The organism is Paenibacillus pinistramenti (genome assembly GCF_005869875.1).
Taxonomy (GTDB): domain Bacteria; phylum Bacillota; class Bacilli; order Paenibacillales; family Paenibacillaceae; genus Fontibacillus; species Fontibacillus pinistramenti.
This window is the reverse complement of record NZ_VAWG01000003.1, coordinates 96,916-123,264: the sequence shown is the minus strand read 5'-3', so window position 1 is coordinate 123,264 and position 26,349 is coordinate 96,916. Positions and strand designations below refer to the sequence as shown.

The following is a 26,349-nucleotide window of genomic DNA, read 5'->3' as shown; positions in this document are numbered from 1 at the left end:
TCAACTCTAAGAAGAGGTTGTGGCTCTATGAAAGTTGTATTATCAACGCTGAATGCGAAATATATTCATACTAACATGGCGATCCGCCTGCTGAAAGCCTACAGCCAGCATGAATTCGACATCGAGCTGGCCGAGTACACGATCAAAGACCCGGTCATGAACATCGTGTCCGATTTGTACCGGCGCAGACCGGACGTAATAGGCTTCTCCTGTTACATTTGGAATATCGAAGAAACACTTAAAGTGGTGGAAATTTTGAAGAAGGTCATGCCCGAAACGGAAATCGTGCTCGGCGGGCCAGAAGTTTCCTATGACACGGACTACTGGATGAACAGAGTGCCGGCCATTGACTATATCGTCATGGGCGAAGGGGAGGAGACGTTCCACCATCTGCTTCAGACCATTGCCGGCGACCGGAAGTTCCATTTTGTTTATGGCCTTGCGTACCGCAAAGGGGAGGAAGTGGTGCTGATGCCGGGCCGGCCGAAGTCCGATCTGAACAGCCTGCCGTCCCCGCACCGGTTCCCTGAGGATATTCCGCATCTGGACAAACGGATCGTTTACTTCGAGACCAGCCGGGGATGCCCGTTCAGCTGTCAGTTCTGCTTGTCGAGCATCGAGGTCGGCGTGCGGTATTACGATATTGAGCGGGTGAAGGCAGACATTCTGTACCTGATCGAGAACGGCGCGAAGGTCATCAAATTCCTGGACCGGACGTTCAATATCAACCGCAGCTATGCGATGGAAATGTTCAAATTTCTGATTGAGAACCATCAGGGCTGCGTCTTTCAGTTTGAGATCACGGCGGACATCATGCGGCCGGAGGTCATGGAATATTTGGCGGAGAACGCGCCGCCGGGCATCTTCCGGTTTGAAATCGGCGTGCAGTCCACGAATGACCCGACGAATGAGCTGGTGAAACGGAGACAAAACTTCACGAAGTTGTCCCGCACTGTCATGACGATCAAGAACAGCGGCCGCATCGACCAGCATCTGGACTTGATTGCGGGGCTGCCGCTTGAGAATTATGACACGTTCCGGAAGACGTTTAACGATGTGTTTGCGATGGAGCCGGAGGAGCTGCAGCTCGGCTTCTTGAAAATGCTGCGGGGCACCGGACTGCGCCATGACGCCGAAAAATATAACTATACTTATATGGACAACGCGCCGTATGAAATTTTGAGCACCGAGTGGCTGCCTTTTTCCGATATTGTCAGACTTAAGCGCCTGGAGGATGTGCTGGAGAAATACTGGAACGCCCACCGGATGGATTACACCCTGCGTTATCTGATGAGGCATGAGTTTGACTCGCCGTTTGATTTCTTCCAGGAGTTCGGCAATTATTGGGAGGAGCAGGGCTGGCAGCGCATCGGGCATCAGCTGGAGGATTTGTTTACACGGCTGGAGGCTTTTCTCAAGGTACGGGGACTGAAGCATCCGGAGATGGTGTTTGGGCTGATGAAGGCCGACTATCTGCTGAACCATAAGTACAAGCCGCGCAAAATCTGGTGGGAGGACCGCTTGTCCAAGCACGAGCGGACGGCCATTTACAGCCGGCTGGCGGAAGCAAGGCGGGAGCAGACTCCGGCTGGAGAACAGACGAATGATGTTCAGCTATCGGTCTCCATTCGATTGTCTGAACGGGATCTGCCCAAATTCTCGGCCATCGAAAAAGTTCCCTTCACGAGCCTTGACGAAGTCATCGAGAAAGGCCCGGAAGGACAGGCCGGGGAAAGCCTGCTGGTGGTGCTCTATCAGCAGAACGAATCGGAGAAGCCTGAATTTGTTATGCTTAACCCGTACAATCTGGTTCAATAGAGTAAAAATAGAAGCCGCTGCATTCCCGGCGGGACTAACCAAGGTCCCTCTGGGCTGCAGCGGCTTTTGCCGATTCAAAATAAGTTCTGCTTGCTGCTTAAGAATCGCTCGACGCTGCGGGCTGCTGAAGAACCTGCCGGTCCAGCCATGCAAGGACGTCCCGGATGACCTCGGCTTTGTTCAGCTCGTGGAACAGCTCGTGTCTGGCACCAGGGTACAGCTTCCACTCCAAATGCTGCAGGCCCAGCCGTTCATATTCGGCAATCAGGCGTTTGACGCCTTTGCCGTTCTGGCCGACAGGGTCCTGGCCGCCGGAGAATACAAATACGGGCTTGTGCTTCGGAATCCGGCTCATATGTACAGGCTTGTGAATCTCCAGCAGCAGCCGGAAGAAATCATGAAAGAAGCCGGCACTGCACAGCTCGCCGCAGGACGGATCCTTAATGAAAAGGTCTACCTCGTCCTTGTCTCTGGTCAGCCAGTCAAACGGTGTTCGCACCGGCCTGAACTGGCGGTTGTAGGGGCCGAACACCAAGGCATTCAGCAGCATGCTTGGCTGCCGGTCTCCCTGCAGGCTGCACTGCAGCATTGCCAGCTTCTCGCCGATGGCAATCATCGGCTGTCTGCCGCAGGTGCCGGTCAGAAGGAACCCGGCGTATGGTTCGGGCGCCGTATACATCACCTTTTGCACAAGGAATGACCCCATGCTGTGGCCCAGCAGAAACAGCGGCAGCCCGGGATGGCGCCTGGCGATTTCAGAACCCAGCAGGATGATATCCTGTACCATTCCATTATGGCCGTCCTTGCCGGCATAACCGAGTCCGTGGAACATCTCGGCGGTCCGTCCATGTCCCCGCAGGTCGGCGGCGTACACGAGATAGCCCTGCTTCACCAGCTCAGCCGCAGTTTCCGTGTACCGTTTGGCGGTTTCGGCCATGCCGTGCACGATCTGCACAATACCTTTAAGGGCGGCTTCACGAGCGGGTTCGGAGGTTTCTCTGCTGCCAGCATCGGCATCATTCTCGGCACCGCCATTCTTACAGGCTTCGGCATGGGAATCTTCGGGAGTCCAATGATACACATACACCGGATGCAAGTCCTCGTTCATGAGTGAAAAAGGCTGTTCGGCCACCATCTGCACCCTATGCGCCATCTGCGCCATCTGCAATGCACCATCCTTTCTTGGTTTGCTCCGGCTAAGAAAACTTACAGCTTAACAGGTTCGAAGAATTCGATCCGCTCGCCGTCCGGCCCGCTGAAGAAGAAATACCTGCTTCCGTTGGACAGCTGGCTGATCTGTTTGTCCAGGCCGGACAGGCCAAGCTTGGCGATCCGCTCATATTCCTGCTCAATCTGGCTTACCGTAAAGGCAATATGATGGACCCGGCCTTCGTTAGCCAGCTCCTGCGCGTCCCGGACAGCAATCAGTTCAATCTCAACGCTGGTTTGGCCGGGAAAAGACATAAACGCCAGCCGGACCGGCGCCTCAACCTCGCCTAACGTTCCCGCCAGCTTCAGTCCGATGACACGGGAATAAAATTCAATTGAATCCTCCAGGGCCGAGACCCGGATGCCAACATGCTCGATTTTGTGTACGCTCATTTTATGACCCCTTTGAGTTCAAATTATGTTTGCTGTGACCCTTATTTTTTCTCAAATGCAATCAAATAAGGAGCAGAGGAGCGCTGCAGCTGCCGGTAAATGACCGTCTGGCCGAGCGCTGGCGGAATTTCCTTCGCCCAGGCCTCGACCAGCTCGGCCTCCGCTGAGCCGCCTTCGTGTCCGGGATACACGACGGCGGCCAGAATGCCCCGCGGCCTTAGCAGCTCTACAGCGGCGTTAAGCGCCGCAAGAGTGCTGTCCGGCTGCGTAATGACCGCCTTGTCGGCGTTCTCGGCAGGCAGGTAGCCGAGATTAAACATCACGGCCCCGATCCGGCCGTGGACCTCCGCCGGCAGCGCGGCGGCCATCTCCGCGTGGCTGCGGCGGAGCAGGGCAACGGGCGCCAGCCTTGCGGCGCCCGCTTCCATCGCTTTGGCGAGCCGCTGCTCCGCCAAAGATAAGGCTTCGGCTTGGATGTCGAAGCCGAAGACTCGTCCCTTGCGGCCGCAGGTCTCCGCAAGGAACAGGGTGTCCGCGCCGGTGCCGACGGTCGCGTCCACCGCTGTGTCGCCGGCCTGGAGCCTCTGCGACACAAGCTGGCGGGCAAAGCTTAAGACGGAGAGGAAGCCCATCAGCGTCCTCTCCAGTATTTGCCCTGCCAGGTATCCCGCTCCTTCAGCTCCCGGTCGATCGCATTCAGGACTTCCCATTTCTTCAGGCTCCACATCGGCCCGATCAGGAGGTCGCGCGGCGCGTCCCCGGTAAGACGGTGCACGATCATCTCCGGCGGCAGAAATTCCAGCGTATCTACGATCAGCTTCACATATTCATCCTGCTCCAGGAAACGGAGCAGGCCTGCTTCATACTGCTTCACCATTGGGGTCTTCCGCATCAGGTGAAGAAGGTGGATTTTAATGCCCTGAACATCCATATTGGCCACGGCACGGCTGGTCTCTAGCATCATTTCATGCGTTTCCTGAGGGAGACCGTAAATAATATGCGCACAGACCCGGATCCCGCGCTTGCGGAGCTTTTCCACGGCTTCAAGATAGCACTCCGTGTCATGCGCACGGTTAATCAGCTCCGAGGTCGATTCATGAATCGTCTGGAGTCCCATTTCGACCCACAGGTAAGTCCGTTCATTCAGCTCTGCCAGGTAATCCACCACATCGTCCGGCAGACAGTCCGGCCGGGTGGCAATGGACAAGCCCACAACGCCGGGCTGTTCAAGAATGACTTCATAATACTCGCGCAGCACCTCAACCGGCGCATACGTATTGGTGTAGGCCTGGAAATAGCCGATGTATTTGGCATTTGGCCACTTCAAATGCTGCCGGTCGCGGATGGCGTTAAACTGCGTCACCAGATCGTCGCGCCGCCGCCCGGCAAAGTCGCCGGAGCCCCTTGCGCTGCAGAAGGTACAGCCGCCTTTGGCAATGGAGCCGTCACGGTTGGGGCAGGTGAAGCCGGCGTCCAGCATCACTTTGAAGACTTTCTCGCCAAACTGCTCCTTCATCTCGGTGTTCCATGTATGAAATCGCTTATCACTCCAAAGAAGGGGTGAAGAGTTTAAAGTACTCATGGGTTGCTGCTCCTTAAGAAGATCGATTTTAATTAAAAATGATAATGAAATGTTTCGCCTGCTTGTTATCTGGGTAATGGCTGAAAGAACCACTAACATTGTACCAAATCTGATTAATAAAAGGGAATCGGCCTCTCCGGCGCTTTGTTGCGTTACATTGCTAATTATGCTATTTTATATAAGCATATTAGAGACGGACGATTGCAGGACTTCAGGGAACGCCTTTCCCTTATGCTGTACCTTTCGCAGCCGGTCTGCTGGAAGCGGCCAGTTCTCCGGCGGCCAGGCAGCGGATCATCACTTTGTTGGACCCCAATTCCAAATATAGAAGAAGGAATCCATGAGCGGCATTTCCAGGCCCTCCGGATTCCTTTTTCATTATCAGCCTTTACTTTTCGGTCATTCTTGGGCAAAATATAGTGTCAGGTACTAATAGAGGAACAAAGAGGAGATAGAACATGCGTTTACGCGGCAGAAAAGGGATACGTGAAAATTTGGAGAGCCAGCCGGACTTAATCGTGCTGGATCCGCGCGAACATAAAGGACGCTGGAAGGAAAGATTCGGCAACGACCGTCCGATTTATGTCGAGCTTGGCATGGGCAAAGGCCAGTTTATCAGCGGGATGAGCGTCCGGTACCCGGAAGCTAACTTTATCGGAATGGACATGTATGACGAGCTGATCCGCCGGGCGGCGGAGAAGGGGAAGAAGGCCTGGGCTGAGAAATGGGGAGAAGAGGCGGAAGCCGTCCGTCCTCCAAATCTGAATTTGGCTCTTGGAAATATCGAGTTTATCGAGGAATTTTTCGCTCCGGGCGAAATTGAACGGATTTATTTGAATTTCAGCGATCCATGGCCGAAAGCGAAGCACGGCCGGCGGCGGCTGACGCACCCGCGTTTCCTGGACAAGTACAAGCAGCTGCTTAACGAGAACGGGGAAATTCATTTCAAAACCGATTCGCAGACATTGTTTGAGTTTTCCTTGAATTCATTTTCGGCCCTTGGCCTGCAGATGAGCGACATTTCCCTGAATCTGCACCGGGACGGAATTAACGAGGAACACGTGATGACGGAATATGAAAGCAAATTCCATGCCCAGGGGATGAACATTTACCGCTGTGAGGTCAAGGTTGGTAAAGAAGCTCTGCGGAAATATGAAGAGAAGAAAATGGACCGCTTTTGAGGCGGAAAATAGAAGCTGTAACAGGAAGCTGCCGTTATGACGGCGGCTTTTTGCTGTTTTATTACAGGCCTGCCTAACGAAATAAGGCCCTTCCTGCCTCCTGGCGGGAAGCGAAAGGGCCTGTGGCTGCCTGGTATTCTGGTCTTAAGGAGCCTTTTTATAAGAGAGCAAATTATTGGTTTGATTCTGATCAAGCATTTCGATAATGGCGTGTGCGCTTCCGGCAGGATGATAGCTGTTAATTTGCTCCAGCACCTCATGGCGTTTCTGCACTACTTCATCATAATGATTAATCAGACGGTTCATCCAGGCTGTAATATCAACCGGGGAATTGATCGGCGTTCCCCATCCCTGTGAAGTGAAATACTCGGAGTTCTCTTCTTCCTGGCCAGGAAGTGGCTGATGAAACAGCATTGGAATTCCCTTGGCCAAACCTTCCGTACAGGTCATTCCTCCGGGTTTGGTCACCAGCAGATCCGCGAACTCCATCAGCTTATCCACCTCACGCGTGAAGCCCATGAGATGAATATTAGGATGCTGATATCTGGGATCCTCCTGCATCTTGTTCAGCTGCTTGGTATTGTTGCCAACGCAGAAGATGACCTGAACCTGGTCACGGTAGCTCGCCAGCAGGGAATTCACCGTTTCATCCTTCATGAATCCCCATCCGCCGCCCATAACCAGCACGGTAGGCATATTCTTCAGTCCAAAGCTGGCCCGGATTTCCTCTTTGTTATGGCGTTCCCAGAAATTCGGGTGAACGGGTATCCCCGTTACACGGATTTTGGTGTCGTCAACGCCCCGTTCGATCAGCTTCTCTCTGACCTGATTGGTAGAAACCAGATAACAGTTGACTTCTCTGCTCACCCAGGCGCCGTGTACATCATAATCCGTAATGACCGTACAGAGCGGAACATCCAGGCCCAGGCGCTTGATTCTGGAAATGACAGCGCTTGGAATTGGATGTGTGCATACTATAACGTCCGGATGCAGCTGTTTAATCAGCTGTGAGGTATGGGTATAAAAAATCCGGTGGAGCGCCAGGGTTGTAAATTTGTTTAAAGACTTCTTATAATTGCTGCGGTACATCAGCCGGACGAGCCGAGGCTGCGACGAGACCGTCTTCTTATATGCAGTTATTATAAAAGGAGCCATTCTAGGGTTTAGAAAGCTGCCCAGCTCCAGGACTTTGGTCTGCAGGTTAGGGGCGATCTTGCGCAAATTGCTTGAGAGCGCATAGGCCGCTTGTGTATGTCCTGCGCCAAACCCTTCTGACAACAGCAGTACTCTTTGTTTATGCACTTTAGTTTCACCTTTTCCCGCAAGGTTTTACCATTATAAATACAATAGCCCCTTTAAGGCCATAATGCAACCGTACCAAACGCCGCAAATGTTCCGATCAGGCCGCCGGCAAGCACATCAGAGGGGTAATGAAGCCCCAGGTAAATGCGCGATAATCCGACGGTCAGAGCGATTGGAAGCAGCGGCAGAGTCATGACGGGAAACAGAATCATAAAGGGCACGGTGACGGAAAAGATAGCTGTCGTATGACCGGAAGGAAAAGAATGATCCTTCAGCGGATTCCGGAACGTCCGGGTTCCAGGAAGGGCAAGATAAGGGCGGAGTCTGGGATAGGCTTTTTTGGCTATAGCAACAGGAATATGGCTGACGGCCAGCGCGGTCAGGCTCATGAGAGCCGCAATTGCCCAATTCTTAGGCAGAAAGTACCAGCCGACAAGACAAGCTGAAATCGTGAAGGTTGCTCCTCCGAGATGTGTTGCATAAACCAGCAGGTTATTCAAAAAACGCCGATGCAGCCCGGTATTGATCTTAATAAACAGGCTGCGGTCTGCTTGATTGAACTTGGCAAAAATTCGCGGAAGCATCTTGAAGTTCCCCTTTCTGTAAAAGGTTTTCCTTTGCGAAGTCCAGTCTGAATTCATTATTCTAAATTATTATTCTAATTATAATTAAGGCATATCTGGTATAAATGTATCATATTTTTGATCTTCGGACGGGCTTTTTTGCATGAATAAACGCTTTGTACCGGGGTTTTTTAAGTGGGTTGTTTCAATCATATCCGGAAAGTTTAAATTAAATTGAGTTTTAATGTAAACTTTTTGCCTTTTTGTTTCGTAATTTATAATGGTCTTCATTTATCGTGATTGGGCTTGTTATAAATTAGGCTTTCTGAAATCCTGAAAAAAAAGGAGGGCCGAAGGAAATAAAAAGGATTAAAATTGATGAAAATAAGAAAAGCAGGGATGAAACCAAGACTTTGATGCCTTCACTGCCTTAAAGCAGGCTCCTTCGGCTGTTTTTTAGCGAATGAAGCACAAATCGCCTTTTGACAAATAAAGAAAAGTCATAGAGAATCGTTATGGCATCTTGTTCGTCGCGGTTGCAAACCCGCAAATGAAGTAAACTGCAGTGAAGGTGGTCAGCGGGCTTAAGTCCGCGCAACGCATTATGGACCAGTGATAATAAACAAAGAACACTGATCTTAGAGAGAGAAAGAGACAAAGCAAATCATTCAACAGGGTTAAAAAAAAGGGGGCTGCAGAGAATCATGTTCGATGGCTTATTGATTACCCTCCAGATTATTCTGGCGGTGATCGCCGTGTATCAGTTCGTATTCTCATTGTTCGGCATGTACAGAAAGAAGCGCAAGATACAGCATGCACCGGAGAAATCCTTTGCCATACTGGTCGCGGCGCACAATGAAGAGCAGGTTGTAGGGGCTCTGATGGAGAATTTGAAGGAGCTGAATTACCCGCGGGAGCTGTATGACGTCTTCGTCATCTGCGATAACTGTACGGACCGTACAGCCGAAATCGTCCGTTCGCATGGCATGAATGCCTGCGTGCGCACGAATAACAACCAGCGCGGCAAAGGTTTTGCGATCGAGTGGATGCTGAAGAAATTATGGGAAATGCCGCGGCAATACGACGCGATCGTCATGTTTGATGCCGACAACCTGGCGCATCCCGATTTCCTGAAAGAGATGAACAACGACCTCTGCGAAGGGGCCAGAGTCATCCAAGGCTACATTGATACCAAAAATCCGGAGGACTCCTGGATCACTGCATCCTATGGGATTTCCTACTGGTATGTAAACCGCTTGTGGCAGCTGTCCCGCCACAATCTGCGCATGGCGAACTTCCTCGGCGGTACGGGAATGTGTTTCGAAACCAATCTGCTGAAGGAAATGGGCTGGGGCGCAACCAGTCTGGTTGAGGACCTGGAGTTCACAATGCGCTGTGTAGACCGGGGCGTTCATCCGGTATTTAACTACGACGCCAAGCTGTTTGACGAGAAGCCGCTGTCCTTTAAAGCTTCGGCGCGCCAGCGCCTGCGCTGGATGCAGGGTCACTTTACCGTTGCCCGTCGTTACTTCTTCCCTCTGCTGTGGAAGAGCATTAAAGAACGCAGCCTGATCAAGATGGATATGGCGCTGTACGCGGTCAACGTCTACATCGTGCTGATTACCTTTTTGCTTGCTGCACTGGTTTGGGCAGATCAATCCTTGTTCAGAGGGCCGCATTTCTCGACGCTGTATTCCTACCTTCCGGTGTGGGCATCGTTCTTTGCGGTGGGAGCTAACGTAATTACGTTCCTCCTGGCTATGGCTCTGGAGAAGGTAACGTTCAAGAAAGTGTATCTGTATCTGATTTTGTTCCCGGTATACCTGATTTCCTGGTATCCGATTACGTTCTACGCCTTCTTCACGCAAAACAACAAGCAGTGGAGCCATACCCAGCATACACGGGTAGTGCGCCTGGAAGAGGTACAGAGCAAACAGGGATAGCATCCGATAAAGTTTGCTGAAGCTTGTTGACATAAGCGGATGAAATGTGGTATATTAATCAAAGTGTTGTGAATGACGAATATTGGATTGTAAGAAGAGGCTGCCGCTTCTCACCTGTCCGACAATTGTTGGCTGGTTTTGATCCGACCAAAACTTATGAATGAAATATTCATGATGAAATGGACGATCAATTTGGGATGCGGGTGTCTGACCCGCATCCCTTTTCATTTTTGAAATACAATATTTAAGCCGCTTGCTGCGGCCATCCTTTTTGGAGGTGGAGAACTATCAGTAAGGAACATTTGATCAATGACGAGATTCGGGCGAAAGAAGTTCGTTTGGTTGGACCAGACGGCGAGCAGATCGGCATCAAACCGATTCGTGAAGCACAGCAGATGGCTGTCGACTTGAATCTGGACTTGGTAAATATTGCGCCGACGGCTAAACCGCCGGTGTGCCGGATTATGGATTACGGTAAATTCCGTTATGAGCAGCAGAAGAAAGACAAGGAAGCCCGTAAGAATCAGAAGATCGTGGACATCAAGGAAGTCTGGTTCCGTTCCAACATTGAAGAACATGACTACCAAACGAAGCTTCGCAACGTGATCAAATTCTTGAATGAAGGCGACAAAGTGAAATGCTCTGTTCGTTTTCGCGGTCGTGAAATCGCTCATGCCGATATCGGTCAGAAAATTTTGGAGCGCGTGAAGACTGAAGTGGCAGAAATGTCCAGCATCGAACGCCAGCCGAAGCTTGAAGGCCGAAGCATGATTATGATTTTGGCGCCTAAGAATTAAGCGCCATTTATAAACTATGAGGGGGAAGACCTAATGCCTAAAATGAAAACACACAGCAGCCTTAAAGGCCGCTTCAAAATTACGGGAACTGGTAAAGTAAAACGTTACAAAGCCAACAGAAATCACCTTCTGTCCCACAAATCCAAGCGCGCTAAACGCGTATTGGCTAACAGCCCTGTGATGTATTCCGGCGACGTAAGCCGTCTGAAACAAGGTTTGGCTAACCTGAAATAGTCTATTTTTAAACAATTTATCTGGGAGGTTTATTACTATGGCAAGAGTTAAAGGCGGATTCGTCGTTCGTCGTCGTCATAAGAAAATTCTGAAACTTGCAAAAGGTTACTTCGGTTCCAAACACCGCATCTTCAAAACAGCTAAGGAGCAAGTGAACAAATCCCTGCTCTACGCTTACCGTGACCGTCGTCAGAAAAAACGCGATTTCCGCAAATTGTGGATCGTTCGTATCAACGCTGCTGCACGCCAAAACGGCTTGTCCTACAGCAAATTGATGTACGGCCTCAAGCTGGCTGAAGTGAACATCAACCGCAAAATGCTTGCGGATCTGGCTGTTAACGACATCACAGCTTTCAATTCTTTGGCAACAGTAGCTAAAGAAAAAATCAACGCTTAATCGCTTATTTCATAAGTCTTGAGCAGAAGGCGCCCATTTTGGGCGCCTTTTTTGTACTTTGAAACGGCTGAGCGGCTGAGCGTTGTCCGTGTATTTTTCATCGGCCGGGCAATTGTACAAACATCCTTCCGCAATGCCGAATATTCTGAAAAGAATAAAGCAGGAGGAGGGAGTATCATGAAGAAAGCTCGTATATCGGAATCCCAGTTAAAGCAGCTTGTCGGCAAAAAAATCGTTGCGTATAAAAAAGACGGTGGTCTGGTGACAGGAACTCTGGTGAGAATCAGCGGCAAACGTCTGTATGTAAAACCGGAATCAGGTAAAAAAGTGAAGACCAAAGCGATAATACCGCTGGCTTTATTTGATCTGCTGGCCATCGGCACTGCGCCATATGCTTACGGCTACGGCGGCGGATACCATCCGGGATATGGCTACAACGGCTATGGCGGCTACGGCGGTTACGGCGGCTATGGCGGCTATGGTTACCCGGGCTTTTTTATTTAAATTTTAAGAAGAAACAGCGGCTTCTCCATCTCGTAGCACTGCGACTGAGGAACGAATCGAAGGGTCTGGTAGCCTAATCTCGTATAAAACTGGTGGGCGTGTGAATTTCCGGCGTCCACCATTACTTTTGAGCGGAGGCAGCCTCTTGAAGCTCCGAATTGCTCGGCTTTTGCCATTAAGGTTTTGCCATAGCGTTTGTGCTGCTGGTTACCGGCAACTGCGATCATGTCAATGAATAACAGTTCCCCGTGAATCATAAAATGGATAAAGGCAATAGGATCTGAATCGTAAGTGGCCGAAGCGACTAAGGTTACGCCACGTTTCATTCGGGCCGGCAGTTCCTTGCGGATCTTCTCCAGCTCAGCGGCAGGCAAATGGCTTTGGGGGACAAGCTCTTTCTCGATCAGTTTATAAATGACAGGGTCATCCTGTTTAGGTCTGCGATATCGGATCACCGCGCATTCCTCCTTAGGTCTGGGTGAATGTCTTGGGTATCCTATGTAGATAGCCTGTCAGGAGTTACAAACCAAAAAAATAAATTCTTAACTCTTGACTTAACGTGTGAGGTGAACATATAATGTTCCTAACCATTTTAACCATTTAAAGCTATAAACTAATGGCTATGAAGAGGACGAAGCTTAAGGGCTCTATGCTCAGAGAGTGGATGGATTTGCTGAGACCACCACCATTACTCCCTTAATGCGCGCTCACCTCGGAGCTGTTTTCCTGAAAGGTGCCAAGAAATGTTATTAACACTCTGTTAATAACTTCCGAAAGCAGTGAATAGGGGGAACCGTTAAGTCCACGTTACGGATAAAGGGTAAGTTAAAGAACGCTGTAAGGCTCTTTATTTACCCGCCAAGACTTGGCATTGCGAGATGCCTTGTGAATTTGGGTGGTACCGCGTAAGGAGTATAAACCTTTCGCCCCTCTAGCGATATGACGCTGCGAGTGGGTGGAAGGTTTTTTTGTTGCTGCTGTCCGTCAGACCTGAGAGGAGGAAACGTAAAGTGAAAACGGAATCCCAAGAAATCAAGTCAACTGAACAACTACGTGAGAAATGGATGAAACCTGAGGTCATTACCGGTTCGGAGGTTTTACTTAGAAGCTTGCTGCTGGAAGGCGTGGAATGCGTCTTTGGATATCCGGGAGGAGCAGTCTTATATATCTACGATGCGCTTTACGGGTTCAGTGATTTCCATCATTTGCTCACCAGGCACGAGCAGGGCGCTATTCATGCAGCCGACGGGTATGCCAGAGCAAGCGGCAAAGTGGGCGTATGTATTGCGACTTCAGGTCCTGGCGCCACGAACCTGGTTACGGGCATAGCCACGGCTTACATGGATTCGGTTCCGCTGGTAGTCATTACAGGGAACGTCAACCAGCAGCTGATCGGAACTGACGCCTTCCAGGAGGCTGATATTACCGGCATCACGATGCCAATTACGAAGCACAGCTATCTGGTAAGAGACGTGAAGGACTTGGCCCGCATCATTCATGAAGCCTTTCATATCGCGAACACAGGCAGAAAAGGCCCGGTGCTCATTGATATTCCAAAGGACGTATCCGCTGCAGCAACGCTGTTTGAACCGGAGAAAACCATGAAGCTCCGCGGCTACAATCCAACGATCGCGCCTAACCGGCTCCAGCTGGATAAGGTAGCGGCAGCTATTAAGGAAGCAGAGCGGCCGGTCATTTTGGCAGGCGGCGGGGTTGTTTACTCTGGCGGACACGAGGAACTGCTTGATTTTGCAGAGAAAACGGAAATTCCGGTAACGACCACCCTGCTTGGACTTGGCGGATTCCCAAGCGGCAACCGTCTTTGGATGGGCATGCCGGGTATGCACGGTACTTATACAGCAAACAATGCGATTCAGCAGTCGGATCTGTTGATTTGTATCGGGGCGCGCTTCGATGACCGGGTAACCGGTAAGCTTGATGGATTCGCTCCTAAAGCAAAGATCATCCACATCGACATCGATCCGGCTGAAATCGGGAAGAACGTTCATGCGGATATCCCGGTTGTAGGGGATGTCAAAACGGTGCTGGAGCAGTTAAACAAGCTCGTTGCACGTGCAGAGCAGGCAGATGCCTGGCGTGACCAGGTTCAGCAGTGGAAAGCCGACAAACCTTTCAAATATAAGGATTCAAATGACGGTTTAAAACCGCAATGGGTCATTGAAATGCTGAACCGTACGACCCAAGGGGCAGCGATTGTGACAACGGACGTTGGCCAGCATCAGATGTGGGCAGCCCAATATTACAAATTCAACCATCCGCGCTCCTGGATTACCTCCGGCGGACTCGGAACAATGGGATTTGGCTTCCCGTCGGCAATCGGGGCGCAGATGGCCCATCCGGACCGGCTTGTCATCTCCATTAACGGTGACGGCGGCATGCAGATGTGTTCCCAGGAGCTTGCGATCTGTGCCATTAACAAAATTCCTGTTAAGATTGTGGTCATCAACAATCAGGTACTCGGGATGGTGCGGCAGTGGCAGGAACTGATCTACGAGAACCGGTACAGCCACATCGATTTATCTGGCAGCCCTGATTTTGTGAAGCTGGCAGAGGCCTACGGCGTTAAAGGACTGCGGGCAACGAACAAAGAGGATGCTGAAGCCGTTTGGCGCGAGGCGATGGAGACACCGGGACCTGTATTGGTAGAGTTCGTGGTGAACAAGAACGAGAACGTATATCCGATGGTTACTCAAGGTTCTACCATTGATCAAATGCTGATGGGGGATTGTGAATGATGACGACTACAAAACATGCGATAGCTGTATCCGTAAACGATCAGCCAGGTGTATTGCAGCGTGTGTCCGGCCTTTTTGGCCGGCGCGGCTTCAATATTGAAAGCATTACGGTAGGCCAGTCCGAGGAAGAAGGACTTTCCCGGATGGTTATCGTCACTGAAGGCGATGACCAGACGCTGGAGCAAATCGAGAAGCAGCTTTATAAGCTGATTGATGTCATTAAAGTCGTGAACCTGAGCTCCAAACCGATGGTTTCACGCGAGCTGGCTCTGATCAAAGTGAAAGCAGAACCGGCTGAACGCCCGGAAATCAAATCGCTGGCAGATACCTTCCGCGCATCGGTTGTGGATATCGGCACCAAGAACATGATGATCCAGGTAGTAGGTGACACCGAGAAAATTAATGCCATGCTGGAGCTTCTGAAGCCCTATGGAATTCAAGAGCTGTCCCGCACCGGCGTAACAGCCATGACCAGAGGCAACGCCTGATTCTCAGCCTGCTCATGAGCGGGGATTTGAGCCGATCTTATATCTTATAATTGAATGACTGTATCAGCGTCTGCCCGGCAAGCCTGCCAAGATCGATTGAAATACCCGCTCATTTGTTTGCAGGGTTTAGCAAGAAGCTCTGTGCATTCGCACAGCGGACTAAAACTAACATTATTCTTAGGAGGAATTCAACAATGGCAGTGACTTTGTACTACGAACAAGATGCAGAACTTAGCGTATTGAAAGGCAAAACCATCGCAATTATCGGTTATGGCAGCCAAGGCCATGCCCACGCTCAAAACCTGCGCGAAAGCGGCCTGAACGTCATTATCGGCCTGCGTGAAGGCAAATCCTTCAACAAAGCCAAAGAAGACGGCTTCGAAGTATTGTCGGTAGCTGAAGCAACAAGCCGCGCAGACGTGGTTCAAATTCTGATGCCGGACGAAACACAGGCAGCTGTATACAACAGCGAAATTGCTCCTAACCTGAAAAAGGGCGCAGCCTTGCTGTTCGCACACGGCTTCAACGTTCATTTCGGTCAAATCGTTCCTTCCCAAGATAATGACGTTTTGCTTGTTGCTCCTAAATCCCCAGGTCATATGGTGCGCCGTACCTATGTTGACGGATTTGGTGTACCAGGTCTGATCGCGATCCACCAGGATGCTACCGGACAAGCCAAGCAAATCGGCCTTGCTTATGCAAAAGGCATCGGCTGTACGCGTGCAGGGGTCATTGAAACCTCCTTCCGTGAAGAAACCGAAACCGACTTGTTCGGTGAGCAAGCTGTACTGTGCGGCGGTGTCAGCGCCCTGATCAAAGCTGGCTTTGAAACGTTGACAGAAGCTGGATATGCCCCTGAAATGGCTTACTTCGAGTGCCTGCACGAGCTGAAGCTGATCGTCGACCTGATCTATGAAGGCGGTTTGGCTACAATGCGTGATTCCATCAGCAACACGGCTGAATATGGCGATTATGTCACTGGTCCACGGGTCGTAACCGATGAGACGAAGAAAGCAATGAAAGCCGTTCTGTCCGACATTCAGCAAGGCAAGTTTGCACGCGACTTCATCCTGGAGAACCAGTCCAACCGTGCATTCCTGACAGCTACACGCCGCAACGAGGCAGCTCATCCTATCGAAGTGGTAGGCGCAGAGCTCCGCGGTTTGATGCACTGGATTAAGAAATAAGAATAAGACATCAGGCGAATAGATGTCTGAACAATACGGCCGCGCAGCTTAGCTGCGTGCGCCGTATTTTTTTATACTCACAAAGAGGGCTATAGGCTAATCCTATTAGCTTAATAGCTTCTATATCTTTGGCAACACTGCCCTGCTATGTTACAAATAAAGAAGATGAAAAATCGTGCTGAGGAGAGGATCAACGTGGCAGAAGTGAAGAAGATTGCGGTAATTTCCGGAGACGGCATCGGACCGGAAGTCGTTAGAGAAGCAGAGAAAGTATTGAAGAGAACGGAAGAGTTGTTTGGATACCGGTTTGAAACCGAGCATGCTCTGTTCGGCGGGATTGCGATTGATGAGAAAGGAACTCCGCTGCCGGAAGAAACACTTGAGGTTTGTAAGAAAGCCGATGCCGTTCTGCTTGGAGCTGTAGGCGGCCCTAAATGGGACAGCAATCCGAAGGAGCTGCGTCCAGAGACAGGACTGCTGGGCATCCGCAAGGCACTCGGGCTGTTCTCCAACCTGCGTCCTGCTGTTGTCTTCGACTGCCTGAAGGACGCTTCCACTTTAAAGCCTGAGGTGCTGGAAGGAACAGATCTGATCGTAGTGCGGGAGCTGACCGGAGGCATTTATTTCGGGGAGAAATACCGCCGCGACAGTGAACAGGGCCAAGAGGCTGTGGACACTTGTACATATAACGTAAGCGAAGTCGAACGGATCGTGCGCCAGGCTTTTGAAATTGCAGGCAAACGCCGCAAGAAGCTGGCTTCTGTGGACAAAGCCAACGTGCTTGAAACGTCACGGCTGTGGCGTGAAGTAGTTAACCGGGTTGCGCCGGAATATCCGGATGTGGAGCTTGAGCATGTGCTTGTCGACAACTGCGCGATGCAGCTGCTCCGCCGTCCTTCAAGCTTTGACGTTATCGTTACGGAGAACATGTTCGGGGACATCCTGAGCGATGAAGCCGCAATGCTGACAGGCTCGATCGGGATGTTATCTTCCGCTTCACTTGGTGAAGGCAGCTTTGGCCTCTACGAACCGGTTCACGGCTCCGCTCCTGATATTGCCGGACAGAACAAGGCCAATCCGATTGCTACAATCCTGTCTGTAGCGCTGATGCTCCGGATGACCTTCGGTTATGAGGATGCGGCAGATGCGATCGAGAAGGCAGTCAAGCAGGTGCTGGATGCCGGCCACCGTACCGGGGATATTGCAGTAGACCCATCCTCCGCTGTAGGAACGGACGCCATGGGCGATTTGATTGTGGCAGCAATGGGTTAATTATAATAATTATAAAAAAGTAATGACTATAATCTTGACTTTAAATATGTAGAGATGATAACATCAATTTTGTAAATGAAAAACATTATCATTCATCAAACGGGGAGCGGTTAATGCGACCTTACATATTTAAAGGAGGAATTTATTCATGGCACAACGTTTGGTTGGAAGACCAGCACCAGATTTCAGCATGGAGACAGTATCGGGGGACGGTAAAGAATTTGGACATGCAAAATTGTCCGACTACCGCGGCAAATGGCTGGTATTCTTCTTCTATCCGCTGGACTTCACATTTGTATGTCCTACTGAAATTACAGCTCTGAGCGATGCTGCTGATCAATTCAAAGAACTGGACACGGAAATTCTGGGCGTCAGCATTGACTCCGTCCACAGCCACAAAGCTTGGATCAACACTGCTAAAGAAAACAACGGATTGGGACAACTGAACTTCCCGCTCGCTTCCGACATCACGAAGAAAGTTGCTGATGATTACGGCATCCTGATTGAAGAAGAAGGCGTAGCACTGCGCGGATTGTTCATCATCGATCCAGAAGGCGAACTGAAGTACCAGGTTGTTAACCACAACGACGTGGGCCGCAGCGTAGAAGAAACACTTCGCGTGCTTCAAGCTCTGCAATCCGGCGGACTTTGCCCAATGAACTGGAAGCCAGGCGACAAAACGCTGTAAGGCTTAATCGCCCAGCTATAGCGAAACCCCCTTTGACGAAAGTCAACAGGGGGTTTTTTCACCTGACAGCTTGTAACGAAAATATGACTTAAACGCGTAAAAATGGGTAAAAATCTAACGTATTGAAAGGAATTGCTCCCTTAGTTCGCGAATAAGTTATAGCAGTTAAACCATTAAGAGTGAACCGACAACAGGAGGGTGATGGGAATGAGCTTTTGCTGTGGAGGCAGCATGGTGGGGACGAAAGGAACCTTGAAACATTACCGGACTCAGGTTCACAATGTTCCCTTATTATTGTGCCCGGTGTGCCACCGGGTTGAGGTCCATTATAAAGTAGAGAATGAGTACGAAATTCTAGCCGAGTATGCTCATGCGGACGGAGCTTCGGAGATTGATTTTGCCGATTTTGTGTCCGAGGATGATGAATCCATATTTGTCAACTGCGTCAATGATGAACGCGAAGATCCGCTTGATATCGTAAAACGCCAGATTGACAGTTCCCTTGATCTCCTGCAGGTAGCGAAATTTATAGGGGATGAGAAATGGGAGGGTGAACTGAAACGCAGACTGGCTTATATGAGCAGACGAAAGGCAAGGCTTCAGCACCGCTGATCTCTGTATAAAAATCTTCCAAAGCAGCTTTTCGAGCCCGAAAAGCTGCTTTTTTCTCTTTTCTGTAAAATAAAGTCTATAAAAGGCGAATCCCCTTTTTTCGACAGTTTCTCTGATTGACTGGGCTGGATAACCTCTTTATGATTAAAATGTAAGTGATAACTATGGCAGGAGAAGCCCGTGATCGGACTTTTCAAGCATAGTTAGTTGTCTTTAAACAGTTAAATAATGGAATTAAAGGATTATTTTATAAAGTTTAAGCTCGGCCTCTAAAGTGATTGCGCCCTCGCATAAACTCAAGATCACCCTGCAATTCTCCACCGAAGATGAACAGCCCTACCGGCAGGAACATCATTCATGGGAAAAGGAGGATAACAACTTGTTGAGTGATATCGAAGAAACCTTGCTCCAACCGGTCGAATTTTTTAGATCTGCCCCACCTAAAAAAAACAAGTATGAAAGAGTGCTTCATCACCTGGATCACGCTATTATTTTAATCAATTGTGAGGGACAAATTACATTTGCCAATTCGTTAATGGCAGCTATCCTGGAGCTGCAGCCGCAGACTCTGGAGGATTGCAGCATTCGCCAATTGTTAACGCTTCCATTTATGGGGAGAAGTAAACGGAAATGGACCCTGCAGATTTACCGTGAGGTCATGCAGCAGCATAAAACGAAATTTGAGCTGGCAGATGAATACGGAAGATATTGGATGATATCGGTTACATATACCGAAGACCTGGACGGCGATTTATTGCTTAGCTTCAAGGACATTTCCGATTATAAGAAGATAGAACAAACGGCTTCGCATAATGATAAGTTAGCGATACTTGGCAAGATCTCCGCGGCAATTGCCCACGAGATCCGTAATCCTCTGACGGCAATCCGCGGGTTTATCCAACTGCTGCGGCCGCATTTGATGCAGCTGGGCAAGGACGAATATGCCCGGATTATTTTGATGGAAATTGACAGAACCAACGATATCATTCACGAATTTCTGGACTCCTCCAAGCCTTCGGCTCCTGAGAAAGCGGTATTGAGGGTTTCCTCACTGCTGCGCCAAACGGTGCTGTTAACCGAGAGCGAAGCTTTAATGAAGGATTGTGAAATTTCGCTTCAGTCGGAAGCCGATGAAATGCTTATCTCTATAGACGCCAAGCAGATCAAACAGGTTCTGCTGAATCTTATTAAGAATGGCATGGATGCAATTGAAGAAATAAGCGGCCGCAAGGGTGAAATTCACATACAAGCCAAATCTGAAGGCAGGAATGCAGTCATTTCGATCAGCGACAATGGCAGCGGGATGGAACAGGCCCGAATCAAACGGCTGTCAGATCCGTTCTTTACGACCAAAGAGAAGGGGACCGGGCTCGGCTTGTCCGAGAGCTACCGGATTATTAAGGACCATGGCGGCTCCATCAATGTGGAGAGCAGCATTGGGATTGGAACTACATTTAAAATATCGCTTCCGCTTGCTAACTAAACAGGAGATCCGATTCGCCGTTTCTTAAGAAACGGCTTTTTTGTTTAAATAACTGTTGGAAGAGGCATGAATAAGGAAATAAAGCCAAGCTGATGATAAAGGAAGGTGCTCAAGTGGACGGAAATGTAGCGGAGGTAATATGGAGGAGCGGGGGCATTCCGGCTGAATCGGACGGGAAGGTGCTTATTCTCCTGTTAGTGAAGAAAGATATGATGAACGGCTCAGTTGACTCTTGGCTAAAGCCGTATATCCAGAACCTTATGCAAAGCAGGCTGTTCGAAGGAGAAGTGAATCAAACGTTTGTACTGCCGCTGCCGGACCGCAAGCCTGCGGAGACGGTTATTTTAGTAGGGGCGGGTGAGCACCCGCTTACTGCGCATGAGCTGAGATTAAGCGCTGCAGCTGCAGCCAAGGCGGCACTGAAGCTTCAGCCGGATCAAGTGCTGATCAAGATTCCAGCTTCCATAGGCTCCTATTTGGTGGAGGGCCGAAATGAGCTTGCCGCGCATGCGCTTACGGAAGGTTTCTTGCTGGGCGCCTATGAGAGAGCCGTCTATAAGCGTGAGAAGCCGGTGTATGAAGGCATTCGAAAAGTCATTTTCTATCATGAGGAAGCAGACGTAGGTCAGGAAGAGAAGGAGTGGGAGAAAGGCATCCGCTCTGGACGCGCCTATGCAGCCGGGACGATTACTGCCAGAGATCTGACCAACCTGCCGGGCAATATGCTTACACCGGAGGATTTGGGAGAAGCGGCGGTTGAATTAGCCCAGCGGTATGGTCTGGAAGTCGAGGTCCTGGACGAAGCGGACCTACGCGAGAAGGAGATGGGCGGAATTCTGGCTGTTGGACAAGGCAGCGTGAACCCTCCGAGGCTTATTACTATAAAGTATCAGGGCCGGGAAGACTGGGAGGAAGTGACCGGACTTGTCGGTAAGGGAATTACCTTCGATACGGGCGGCCTGTCCCTGAAACGGGCCCCTGGAATGGAGGAAATGATCAGTGACATGGGAGGAGCCGCTTCTGTACTGGGAGTAATGGAAGTCTTAGGCATCCTTCGCCCTCAAGTCAATGTTATAGCTGTAATTCCAGCTGCGGAGAATATGCCCTCCGGGAGTGCGATGAAACCGGGCGATATTTTGACCACCCGGAGCGGCCGGACGGTTGAAATGCTGAATGCGGATGCGGAAGGCAGAATTGTGCTTGCTGACGGCGTGACCCATGCGAAGGAGCAGGGCGCGGTAAGAATTATAGATATTGCGACTCTTACAGGAGCCATATTGTCGGCACTAGGGGACATTGCAACTGGGGCGGTGACCAATGACGAGACTTTTTTGCAGAGCTTTATCTATGCCTCCAAACAAACAGGAGAGAGAGTTTGGCCTCTGCCCTGCTATTCTGAATATTGGGCGATGCTGAAGAGCGGCGTTGCGGATTTGAATAACCGGCCGGGGCGAAACGGAGCGGCAATTACGGCAGGGCTGTTTATCGGGACTTTTGCGGAAGGTCTGCCCTGGATTCACCTCGATATAGCCGGTACGGCTTATTTAAGCAGGGAACGCGGCGTCGACCCGAAGGGGGCGACTGGAGTAATGGTCCGCACGATTGCGCAGTGGCTGGTGGAGAATGAGTCCTAAACCAAAGCAGGACATGAAGAGCAGGATAAAACTGCTTTACTTTAACGTGCTGCATCAAGTAAGATAAAAGGGACTATATTCCGCAGATTAAGAAAGGGTTTCAATTATGAAAATTAATCCCTGCAAAATTGTTGATTGTACCATCCGGGATGGAGGCCTTGTGAATAATTGGGACTTCAGTGTAGAGTTTGTCCAGCAGCTTTATGCCGGGCTGAATGAAGCCGGTGTTGATTATATGGAGATCGGGTACAAGAATTCCCCCAAGCTGCTGAGCGGCGCTGAAGGGGCCGGTCCGTGGCGCTTCCTGAACGACGACTTCCTGAAGAAGGTTATTCCGCAGAAAGGTCATACCAAGCTGTCCGCCCTGGTGGATGTTGGCCGAGTTGATGAAGACGACATTCTTCCGCGCAGTGAAAGTCTGCTGGATCTTATCCGCGTAGCCTGCTATATCAAAGATGTCGATAAAGCGCTTGAACTGATACAGAAATTTCATGACTTGGGCTATGAAACAACCATAAATATTATGGCTTTATCCGGTGTAATGGAGAAGGAGCTTCTTGAAGCTTTCGATTTGATCCGGGAGAGCTCGGTCGATTTTGTCTACATCGTAGACTCCTACGGCAGTCTTGACCATAAAGATATGCTGTATCTGGTGGATAAATTTAAAACAAACCTTCCAAATAAACGTCTGGGTGTTCATACCCACAATAACCTGCAGCTGGCTTTCTCGAACACGCTGATTGCCGCAGATAATGGCGTCGAGCTGCTGGATGCTTCGGTTTACGGAATGGGACGCGCAGCAGGCAACTGTCCGACAGAGCTTCTGGTCACTCATTTGAAGAATACCCATTACCAGCTCCGCCCGGTACTGGAGGTTCTGGAGAAGCTGCTCGTTCCTTTGCGTGAGAAAGAGGAGTGGGGCTACCTGCTTCCTTATATGATTACAGGCACACTGAACGAGCATCCGCGTTCGGCAATGGCGGTGCGGGCTTCGGAACGCAAAGATGCGGTTGTAGAATTTTACGATAAAATGACAACGCCTGAGGTTAGTTTCCCCAAGCATAAATAATTCAATGAAGCCTTGATCCGGCTGCTTTCATGCCGGTCAAGGCTTTTTTATTCCTATCGGCCCGATAAATTCTTTTTTACGGGGAGGAAGGAAATTAGCAGGTGATGTGGAATTGTTACAAATAAGGCGATAAGCTGCCCTATTTTGACAAAATTAAGCGAATAACCGAAATCGTATAAATATGCACCCGGGGGCTGAAAACATATGCGGTTCAGGCAAGAGGGGAACGAGGGGCTGGCAAGGCTGCTTAAGCTGCTGTTATTGCTGATTATGGCAGGCGGCTGTCTATTGTTAACGATAGATGCATTTGAGAGCAAGGACGTTTGGCGCATACTGGACTGCCTCATTCTGCTGGCCGGCTGCTGCTGCTTAGCCGGAACTGCATACCGGATGGACCGTCCGATTGCGGACAGGCAAACCGTCAAGCGAGAGAGAAGTAATCAGGAGAATACGCTGGCTGGAGCCAACGATCCGTTGACAGGCCTGCCCGAGCGGATAGCTTTTCGTACAAGCCTGCAGGCCTTTCTCGAGAAGGAAGCCCAGCCGGGCACAGGCAAGGGAATCTGTATTATACATATCAATCATTATAAAATGCTGAGCGGAATTTTAGGGGATGAATCGGGGGACCGGCTTCTGCAGATTATGAGTGAGCGGATTGCCTCAAGCTGCCGGATTCAAGGGAATTTGTTCCGGGTCGGAGTGGATGATTTTGCAATATTAATGAGTGAATATGCAGAACCGGACGAAATAGTTCAATATGCTGAACATTTTCTGTCCCAGTTCGACTCCACGGTAAGACTGCTCTCGAACGATTATCATATTTCCTTAAGCATAGGCTATGCGCTATACCCTCACGACGCACAATCCAGTGAGGAGCTTGTCCGTTATGCCGAACTGGCCGCCTGCTATGCGAAAGCTAACGGGATGAACTGCTGCCGGTACGCCGGGTACATGGGCACGGCAATCTTAACCAGGCTGGAATTGGAAAATGATCTGCGGAAAGGGATCGAGCGGGAAGAATTTTTTATTGAATATCAGCCTCAAGTGAACCTGGACTCCGGCAAAATGGTCGGGCTTGAGGCGCTTGTGCGCTGGAACCATCCAAGACGCGGAATAATTCCGCCCTCCGAATTTATTCCGCTGGCTGAAGAGTGCGGATTTATTGTCCAGCTTGGCGAATGGGTTCTGCGGACAGCCTGCATTCAGAACAAGAGATGGCAGGACGATGGGTTTGAGCCGATTTCGATTTCAGTTAATATGTCCATGCGGCAGTTCAAGGATTCCCGCTTCACCAGCACCGTGGCGCAGATTTTGCAAGAAACCGGACTAGATCCCCGCTATTTGGAATTAGAGATTACAGAAAGCATGACGATGGACCCCCATTCTGCCTATGGCCAGCTAATGGATTTGAAGCAGCTTGGCATCCTGATCAGCATTGATGATTTCGGGACAGGCTACAGCTCGCTTCACTATTTGAAAAATCTCCCCATTGACCGGATCAAAATTGACCGTTCCTTCCTGCAGGAGATCTTCGGCGACCGGAGCAATGCGGCTATCGTCTCTTCAATCACTTCTATGGCGCGTCATTTGAAGCTGAAGATTACAGCAGAAGGCGTAGAGAACAAGGAGCAGCTGGAATTCTTGAAGCTTCAGAACTGCCACGACGGCCAGGGCTATCTGTTCAGCAAGCCAGTGGGTGCATACAGGCTGGAGCAGGATTTTTTGGTCAGAGCGGCCGTGTAAGTCTTCCCCTTCCGTGAATACGGAAGGTTTTTTTGTTTGACTGCATATCAGACCGATAACTTGGCGAATAATACAGCTATTGAAAGCTTTGATTAAAGAGAGTGTAAGAAAGAGGATATATACCGAACGTAGCATGTCAGATATGTCAAATTAAAGCGATTACAATAAAAAAAGAGCGAATAATCAGTGGTTGCTGTTGATTATTGTGTGGATTTTACGCTTTGATCTATGTATAATCTAGTTTGTCAAAAGGCAGTGCCGAAGAATACCTGACTTTAATCGGCATTTTATTTTTAAGGGGGAAACCACTCAATGAAGAAAAGTTTTAAACTGTCGATCGTATTGCTGCTTGCTCTTACGGTCGTATTGGCAGGATGCGGCAATAATAAAAACAACGCCAATTCCGGTGAATCTGCAAATGCTGGTTCAAGTGGTAACACGGCTTCCAACGTAAAAATCGGTCTGGTTACTGACGTCGGCGGCGTAAATGACAAATCCTTTAACCAATCTGCTTGGGAAGGTCTTTCTGCCGTAGAAGGTGCTAAAACGGAATATCTTCAAAGTACAAAAGCTGATGATTATGAAACAAACCTGAACAAATTCGTAAAAGGCGGCTATGATCTGACTTGGGGTATCGGCATGGATCTTGGCGACGCTGTAGGCAAGGTTGCTTCCGAAAATGCAGATGCGAAGCTTGCGATCATTGACGCAACGGTTGACCAGCCAAACGTTAAATCTGTTACTTTCTCCGAGAACGAAGGTTCTTTCCTAGTTGGTGTAGTAGCAGGCCTGATGACAAAGACAAATAAAATCGGTTTTGTCGGCGGTACTGAAATTCCGGTTATCAAACGCTTTGAAGCCGGCTTCCAGGCAGGTATTCAAGCTGTAAATCCAAACGCTCAGCTGCTGGTTAACTATACAGGCGCATTTGACAAGCCTGACCTTGGTAAAACGGCTGCCGCTACATTCTATGACAACGGCGCGGACATCGTGTTCCAAGCTGCAGGCGGTACAGGTACTGGCGTATTTAACGAGGCAACTGCCCGTGTTAAATCCGGTCAAAAAGTATGGGTTATCGGCGTAGACAAAGACCAATCCCTGGAATTTGGCGATGAGGTTACTCTGACTTCCATGGTTAAACGTGTTGACGAAGCCGTTAAACGCGTAAGCCAGGAAGTAATTGACGGTACTTTCAAAGGCGGAAGCGAAGTTCTCGGCTTGAAAGAAAATGGCGTAGGCATTGCTGATACTTCCAGCAAGAACGTTCCTGCTGACGTACTGGCAAAAGTTGAAGAATACAAACAAAAAATTATCAGCGGCGAAATCACAGTTCCATCTGAGCCTGCTAAATAATTTCTCTCTTATACAAGGGTTCAAAGTACAAGCATGAATTAAATACGGCACGAAAATCGACAAGGCTGGTTTTTGAACTAGCCTTGTTGTCACGTTATCGTGTATATTGTTCTATGGGCTTTAGAAGCCTAATCTGGAAGA

At 49.8% G+C, this 26,349-nt stretch carries 25 protein-coding genes; 18 read left to right on the top strand and 7 right to left on the bottom strand.

The annotated features are described in order from the left end of the window. Positions 1-27 precede the first annotated feature (27 nt). Entirely contained in the window at positions 28-1,818 is a 1,791-nt protein-coding gene (locus tag FCN15_RS06220) for a B12-binding domain-containing radical SAM protein (RefSeq protein WP_138494140.1), read from the top strand. A gap of 97 nt (positions 1,819-1,915) precedes the next feature. Here the strand turns inward: FCN15_RS06220 and FCN15_RS06215 are convergent, their stop codons facing one another. The 4 genes from FCN15_RS06215 to mnmL are packed head-to-tail and all read right to left on the bottom strand — an operon-like array spanning position 1,916 to position 5,002. After that, positions 1,916-2,980, bottom strand: a complete 1,065-nt coding sequence (locus FCN15_RS06215; RefSeq protein WP_238996533.1) for an alpha/beta hydrolase — start codon at positions 2,978-2,980, stop codon at positions 1,916-1,918. A gap of 44 nt (positions 2,981-3,024) precedes the next feature. Beyond that, positions 3,025-3,420 carry a VOC family protein gene (locus tag FCN15_RS06210; RefSeq protein ID WP_138494139.1) on the bottom strand — a complete coding sequence of 132 codons (396 nt, stop codon included), beginning with the start codon at positions 3,418-3,420 and terminating at the stop codon, positions 3,025-3,027. Positions 3,421-3,461: 41 nt separating this feature from the next. Beyond that, positions 3,462-4,052 (bottom strand): tRNA 5-(aminomethyl)-2-thiouridylate-methyltransferase MnmM, encoded by a 591-nt coding sequence (mnmM, locus tag FCN15_RS06205; RefSeq protein ID WP_138494138.1) that lies wholly within the window; start codon positions 4,050-4,052, stop codon positions 3,462-3,464. After that, positions 4,052-5,002: a tRNA modification radical SAM protein MnmL/YtqA gene (gene mnmL, locus FCN15_RS06200; protein WP_138494137.1), complete on the bottom strand. Its 951-nt coding sequence runs from the start codon at positions 5,000-5,002 to the stop codon at positions 4,052-4,054. The genes mnmM and mnmL overlap by 1 nt, the downstream gene beginning before the upstream one ends. 458 nt (positions 5,003-5,460) lie before the next feature. On the opposite strand from mnmL, the gene trmB reads away from it, so the two are divergent. Continuing rightward, positions 5,461-6,183 (top strand): tRNA (guanosine(46)-N7)-methyltransferase TrmB, encoded by a 723-nt coding sequence (trmB, locus tag FCN15_RS06195; protein ID WP_138494136.1) that lies wholly within the window; start codon positions 5,461-5,463, stop codon positions 6,181-6,183. Between the two features lie 144 nt (positions 6,184-6,327). Here the strand turns inward: trmB and FCN15_RS06190 are convergent, their stop codons facing one another. Next, on the bottom strand, positions 6,328-7,485 hold the full coding sequence (locus tag FCN15_RS06190) for an MGDG synthase family glycosyltransferase (RefSeq protein ID WP_138494135.1): 1,158 nt from the start codon (positions 7,483-7,485) through the stop codon (positions 6,328-6,330). Positions 7,486-7,538: 53 nt separating this feature from the next. Continuing rightward, positions 7,539-8,069, bottom strand: a complete 531-nt coding sequence (locus tag FCN15_RS06185) for a phosphatase PAP2 family protein (protein WP_138494134.1) — start codon at positions 8,067-8,069, stop codon at positions 7,539-7,541. Between the two features lie 683 nt (positions 8,070-8,752). On the opposite strand from FCN15_RS06185, the gene FCN15_RS06180 reads away from it, so the two are divergent. From FCN15_RS06180 to FCN15_RS06160, 5 genes are all read left to right on the top strand, one after another. Beyond that, entirely contained in the window at positions 8,753-9,991 is a 1,239-nt protein-coding gene (locus tag FCN15_RS06180) for a glycosyltransferase family 2 protein (protein ID WP_138494133.1), read from the top strand. A gap of 302 nt (positions 9,992-10,293) precedes the next feature. After that, the gene (infC, locus tag FCN15_RS06175) at positions 10,294-10,788 is read left to right on the top strand and encodes a translation initiation factor IF-3 (RefSeq protein ID WP_138494132.1); all 495 of its coding nucleotides are present in this window, start codon (positions 10,294-10,296) and stop codon (positions 10,786-10,788) included. Positions 10,789-10,821: 33 nt separating this feature from the next. Then, the gene (gene rpmI / locus FCN15_RS06170) at positions 10,822-11,022 is read left to right on the top strand and encodes a 50S ribosomal protein L35 (RefSeq protein WP_068694119.1); all 201 of its coding nucleotides are present in this window, start codon (positions 10,822-10,824) and stop codon (positions 11,020-11,022) included. Positions 11,023-11,059: 37 nt separating this feature from the next. Further along, entirely contained in the window at positions 11,060-11,419 is a 360-nt protein-coding gene (rplT, locus tag FCN15_RS06165) for a 50S ribosomal protein L20 (RefSeq protein ID WP_138494131.1), read from the top strand. A gap of 177 nt (positions 11,420-11,596) precedes the next feature. After that, entirely contained in the window at positions 11,597-11,923 is a 327-nt protein-coding gene (locus FCN15_RS06160) for a hypothetical protein (RefSeq protein WP_138494130.1), read from the top strand. Here the strand turns inward: FCN15_RS06160 and FCN15_RS06155 are convergent. Continuing rightward, positions 11,920-12,378 (bottom strand): GNAT family N-acetyltransferase, encoded by a 459-nt coding sequence (locus FCN15_RS06155; protein ID WP_138494129.1) that lies wholly within the window; start codon positions 12,376-12,378, stop codon positions 11,920-11,922. The two genes, FCN15_RS06160 and FCN15_RS06155, sit on opposite strands and share 4 nt — an antisense overlap. A 609-nt stretch (positions 12,379-12,987) precedes the next feature. On the opposite strand from FCN15_RS06155, the gene ilvB reads away from it, so the two are divergent. The 11 genes from ilvB (at position 12,988) to FCN15_RS06100 (ending at position 26,208) form a co-directional block, all read left to right on the top strand. Further along, positions 12,988-14,679, top strand: coding sequence for a biosynthetic-type acetolactate synthase large subunit (gene ilvB, locus FCN15_RS06150; protein ID WP_138494287.1), 1,692 nt, complete (start codon positions 12,988-12,990; stop codon positions 14,677-14,679). Continuing rightward, complete coding sequence (gene ilvN, locus FCN15_RS06145; protein WP_138494286.1) at positions 14,679-15,167, top strand: acetolactate synthase small subunit; 489 nt, start codon at positions 14,679-14,681, stop codon at positions 15,165-15,167. Before ilvB ends, ilvN begins: the two co-directional genes overlap by 1 nt. Before the next feature lie 194 nt (positions 15,168-15,361). Then, positions 15,362-16,354, top strand: coding sequence for a ketol-acid reductoisomerase (gene ilvC / locus FCN15_RS06140; RefSeq protein ID WP_138494128.1), 993 nt, complete (start codon positions 15,362-15,364; stop codon positions 16,352-16,354). A gap of 195 nt (positions 16,355-16,549) precedes the next feature. Further along, entirely contained in the window at positions 16,550-17,626 is a 1,077-nt protein-coding gene (gene leuB, locus FCN15_RS06135; RefSeq protein ID WP_138494127.1) for a 3-isopropylmalate dehydrogenase, read from the top strand. 148 nt (positions 17,627-17,774) lie between these two features. Next, on the top strand, positions 17,775-18,314 hold the full coding sequence (locus FCN15_RS06130; protein ID WP_138494126.1) for a peroxiredoxin: 540 nt from the start codon (positions 17,775-17,777) through the stop codon (positions 18,312-18,314). Positions 18,315-18,521: 207 nt separating this feature from the next. Beyond that, on the top strand, positions 18,522-18,926 hold the full coding sequence (locus FCN15_RS06125; RefSeq protein WP_138494125.1) for a hypothetical protein: 405 nt from the start codon (positions 18,522-18,524) through the stop codon (positions 18,924-18,926). Between the two features lie 379 nt (positions 18,927-19,305). Continuing rightward, the gene (locus tag FCN15_RS06120; protein WP_138494124.1) at positions 19,306-20,409 is read left to right on the top strand and encodes an ATP-binding protein; all 1,104 of its coding nucleotides are present in this window, start codon (positions 19,306-19,308) and stop codon (positions 20,407-20,409) included. Between the two features lie 92 nt (positions 20,410-20,501). Next, positions 20,502-22,043, top strand: a complete 1,542-nt coding sequence (locus FCN15_RS06115) for a leucyl aminopeptidase (RefSeq protein ID WP_138494123.1) — start codon at positions 20,502-20,504, stop codon at positions 22,041-22,043. A gap of 106 nt (positions 22,044-22,149) precedes the next feature. After that, entirely contained in the window at positions 22,150-23,112 is a 963-nt protein-coding gene (locus FCN15_RS06110; RefSeq protein WP_203232096.1) for an aldolase catalytic domain-containing protein, read from the top strand. Positions 23,113-23,316: 204 nt separating this feature from the next. Beyond that, positions 23,317-24,855: a putative bifunctional diguanylate cyclase/phosphodiesterase gene (locus tag FCN15_RS06105; protein WP_138494121.1), complete on the top strand. Its 1,539-nt coding sequence runs from the start codon at positions 23,317-23,319 to the stop codon at positions 24,853-24,855. A gap of 312 nt (positions 24,856-25,167) precedes the next feature. Further along, complete coding sequence (locus tag FCN15_RS06100; RefSeq protein WP_138494120.1) at positions 25,168-26,208, top strand: BMP family lipoprotein; 1,041 nt, start codon at positions 25,168-25,170, stop codon at positions 26,206-26,208. Positions 26,209-26,349: the final 141 nt, after the last annotated feature.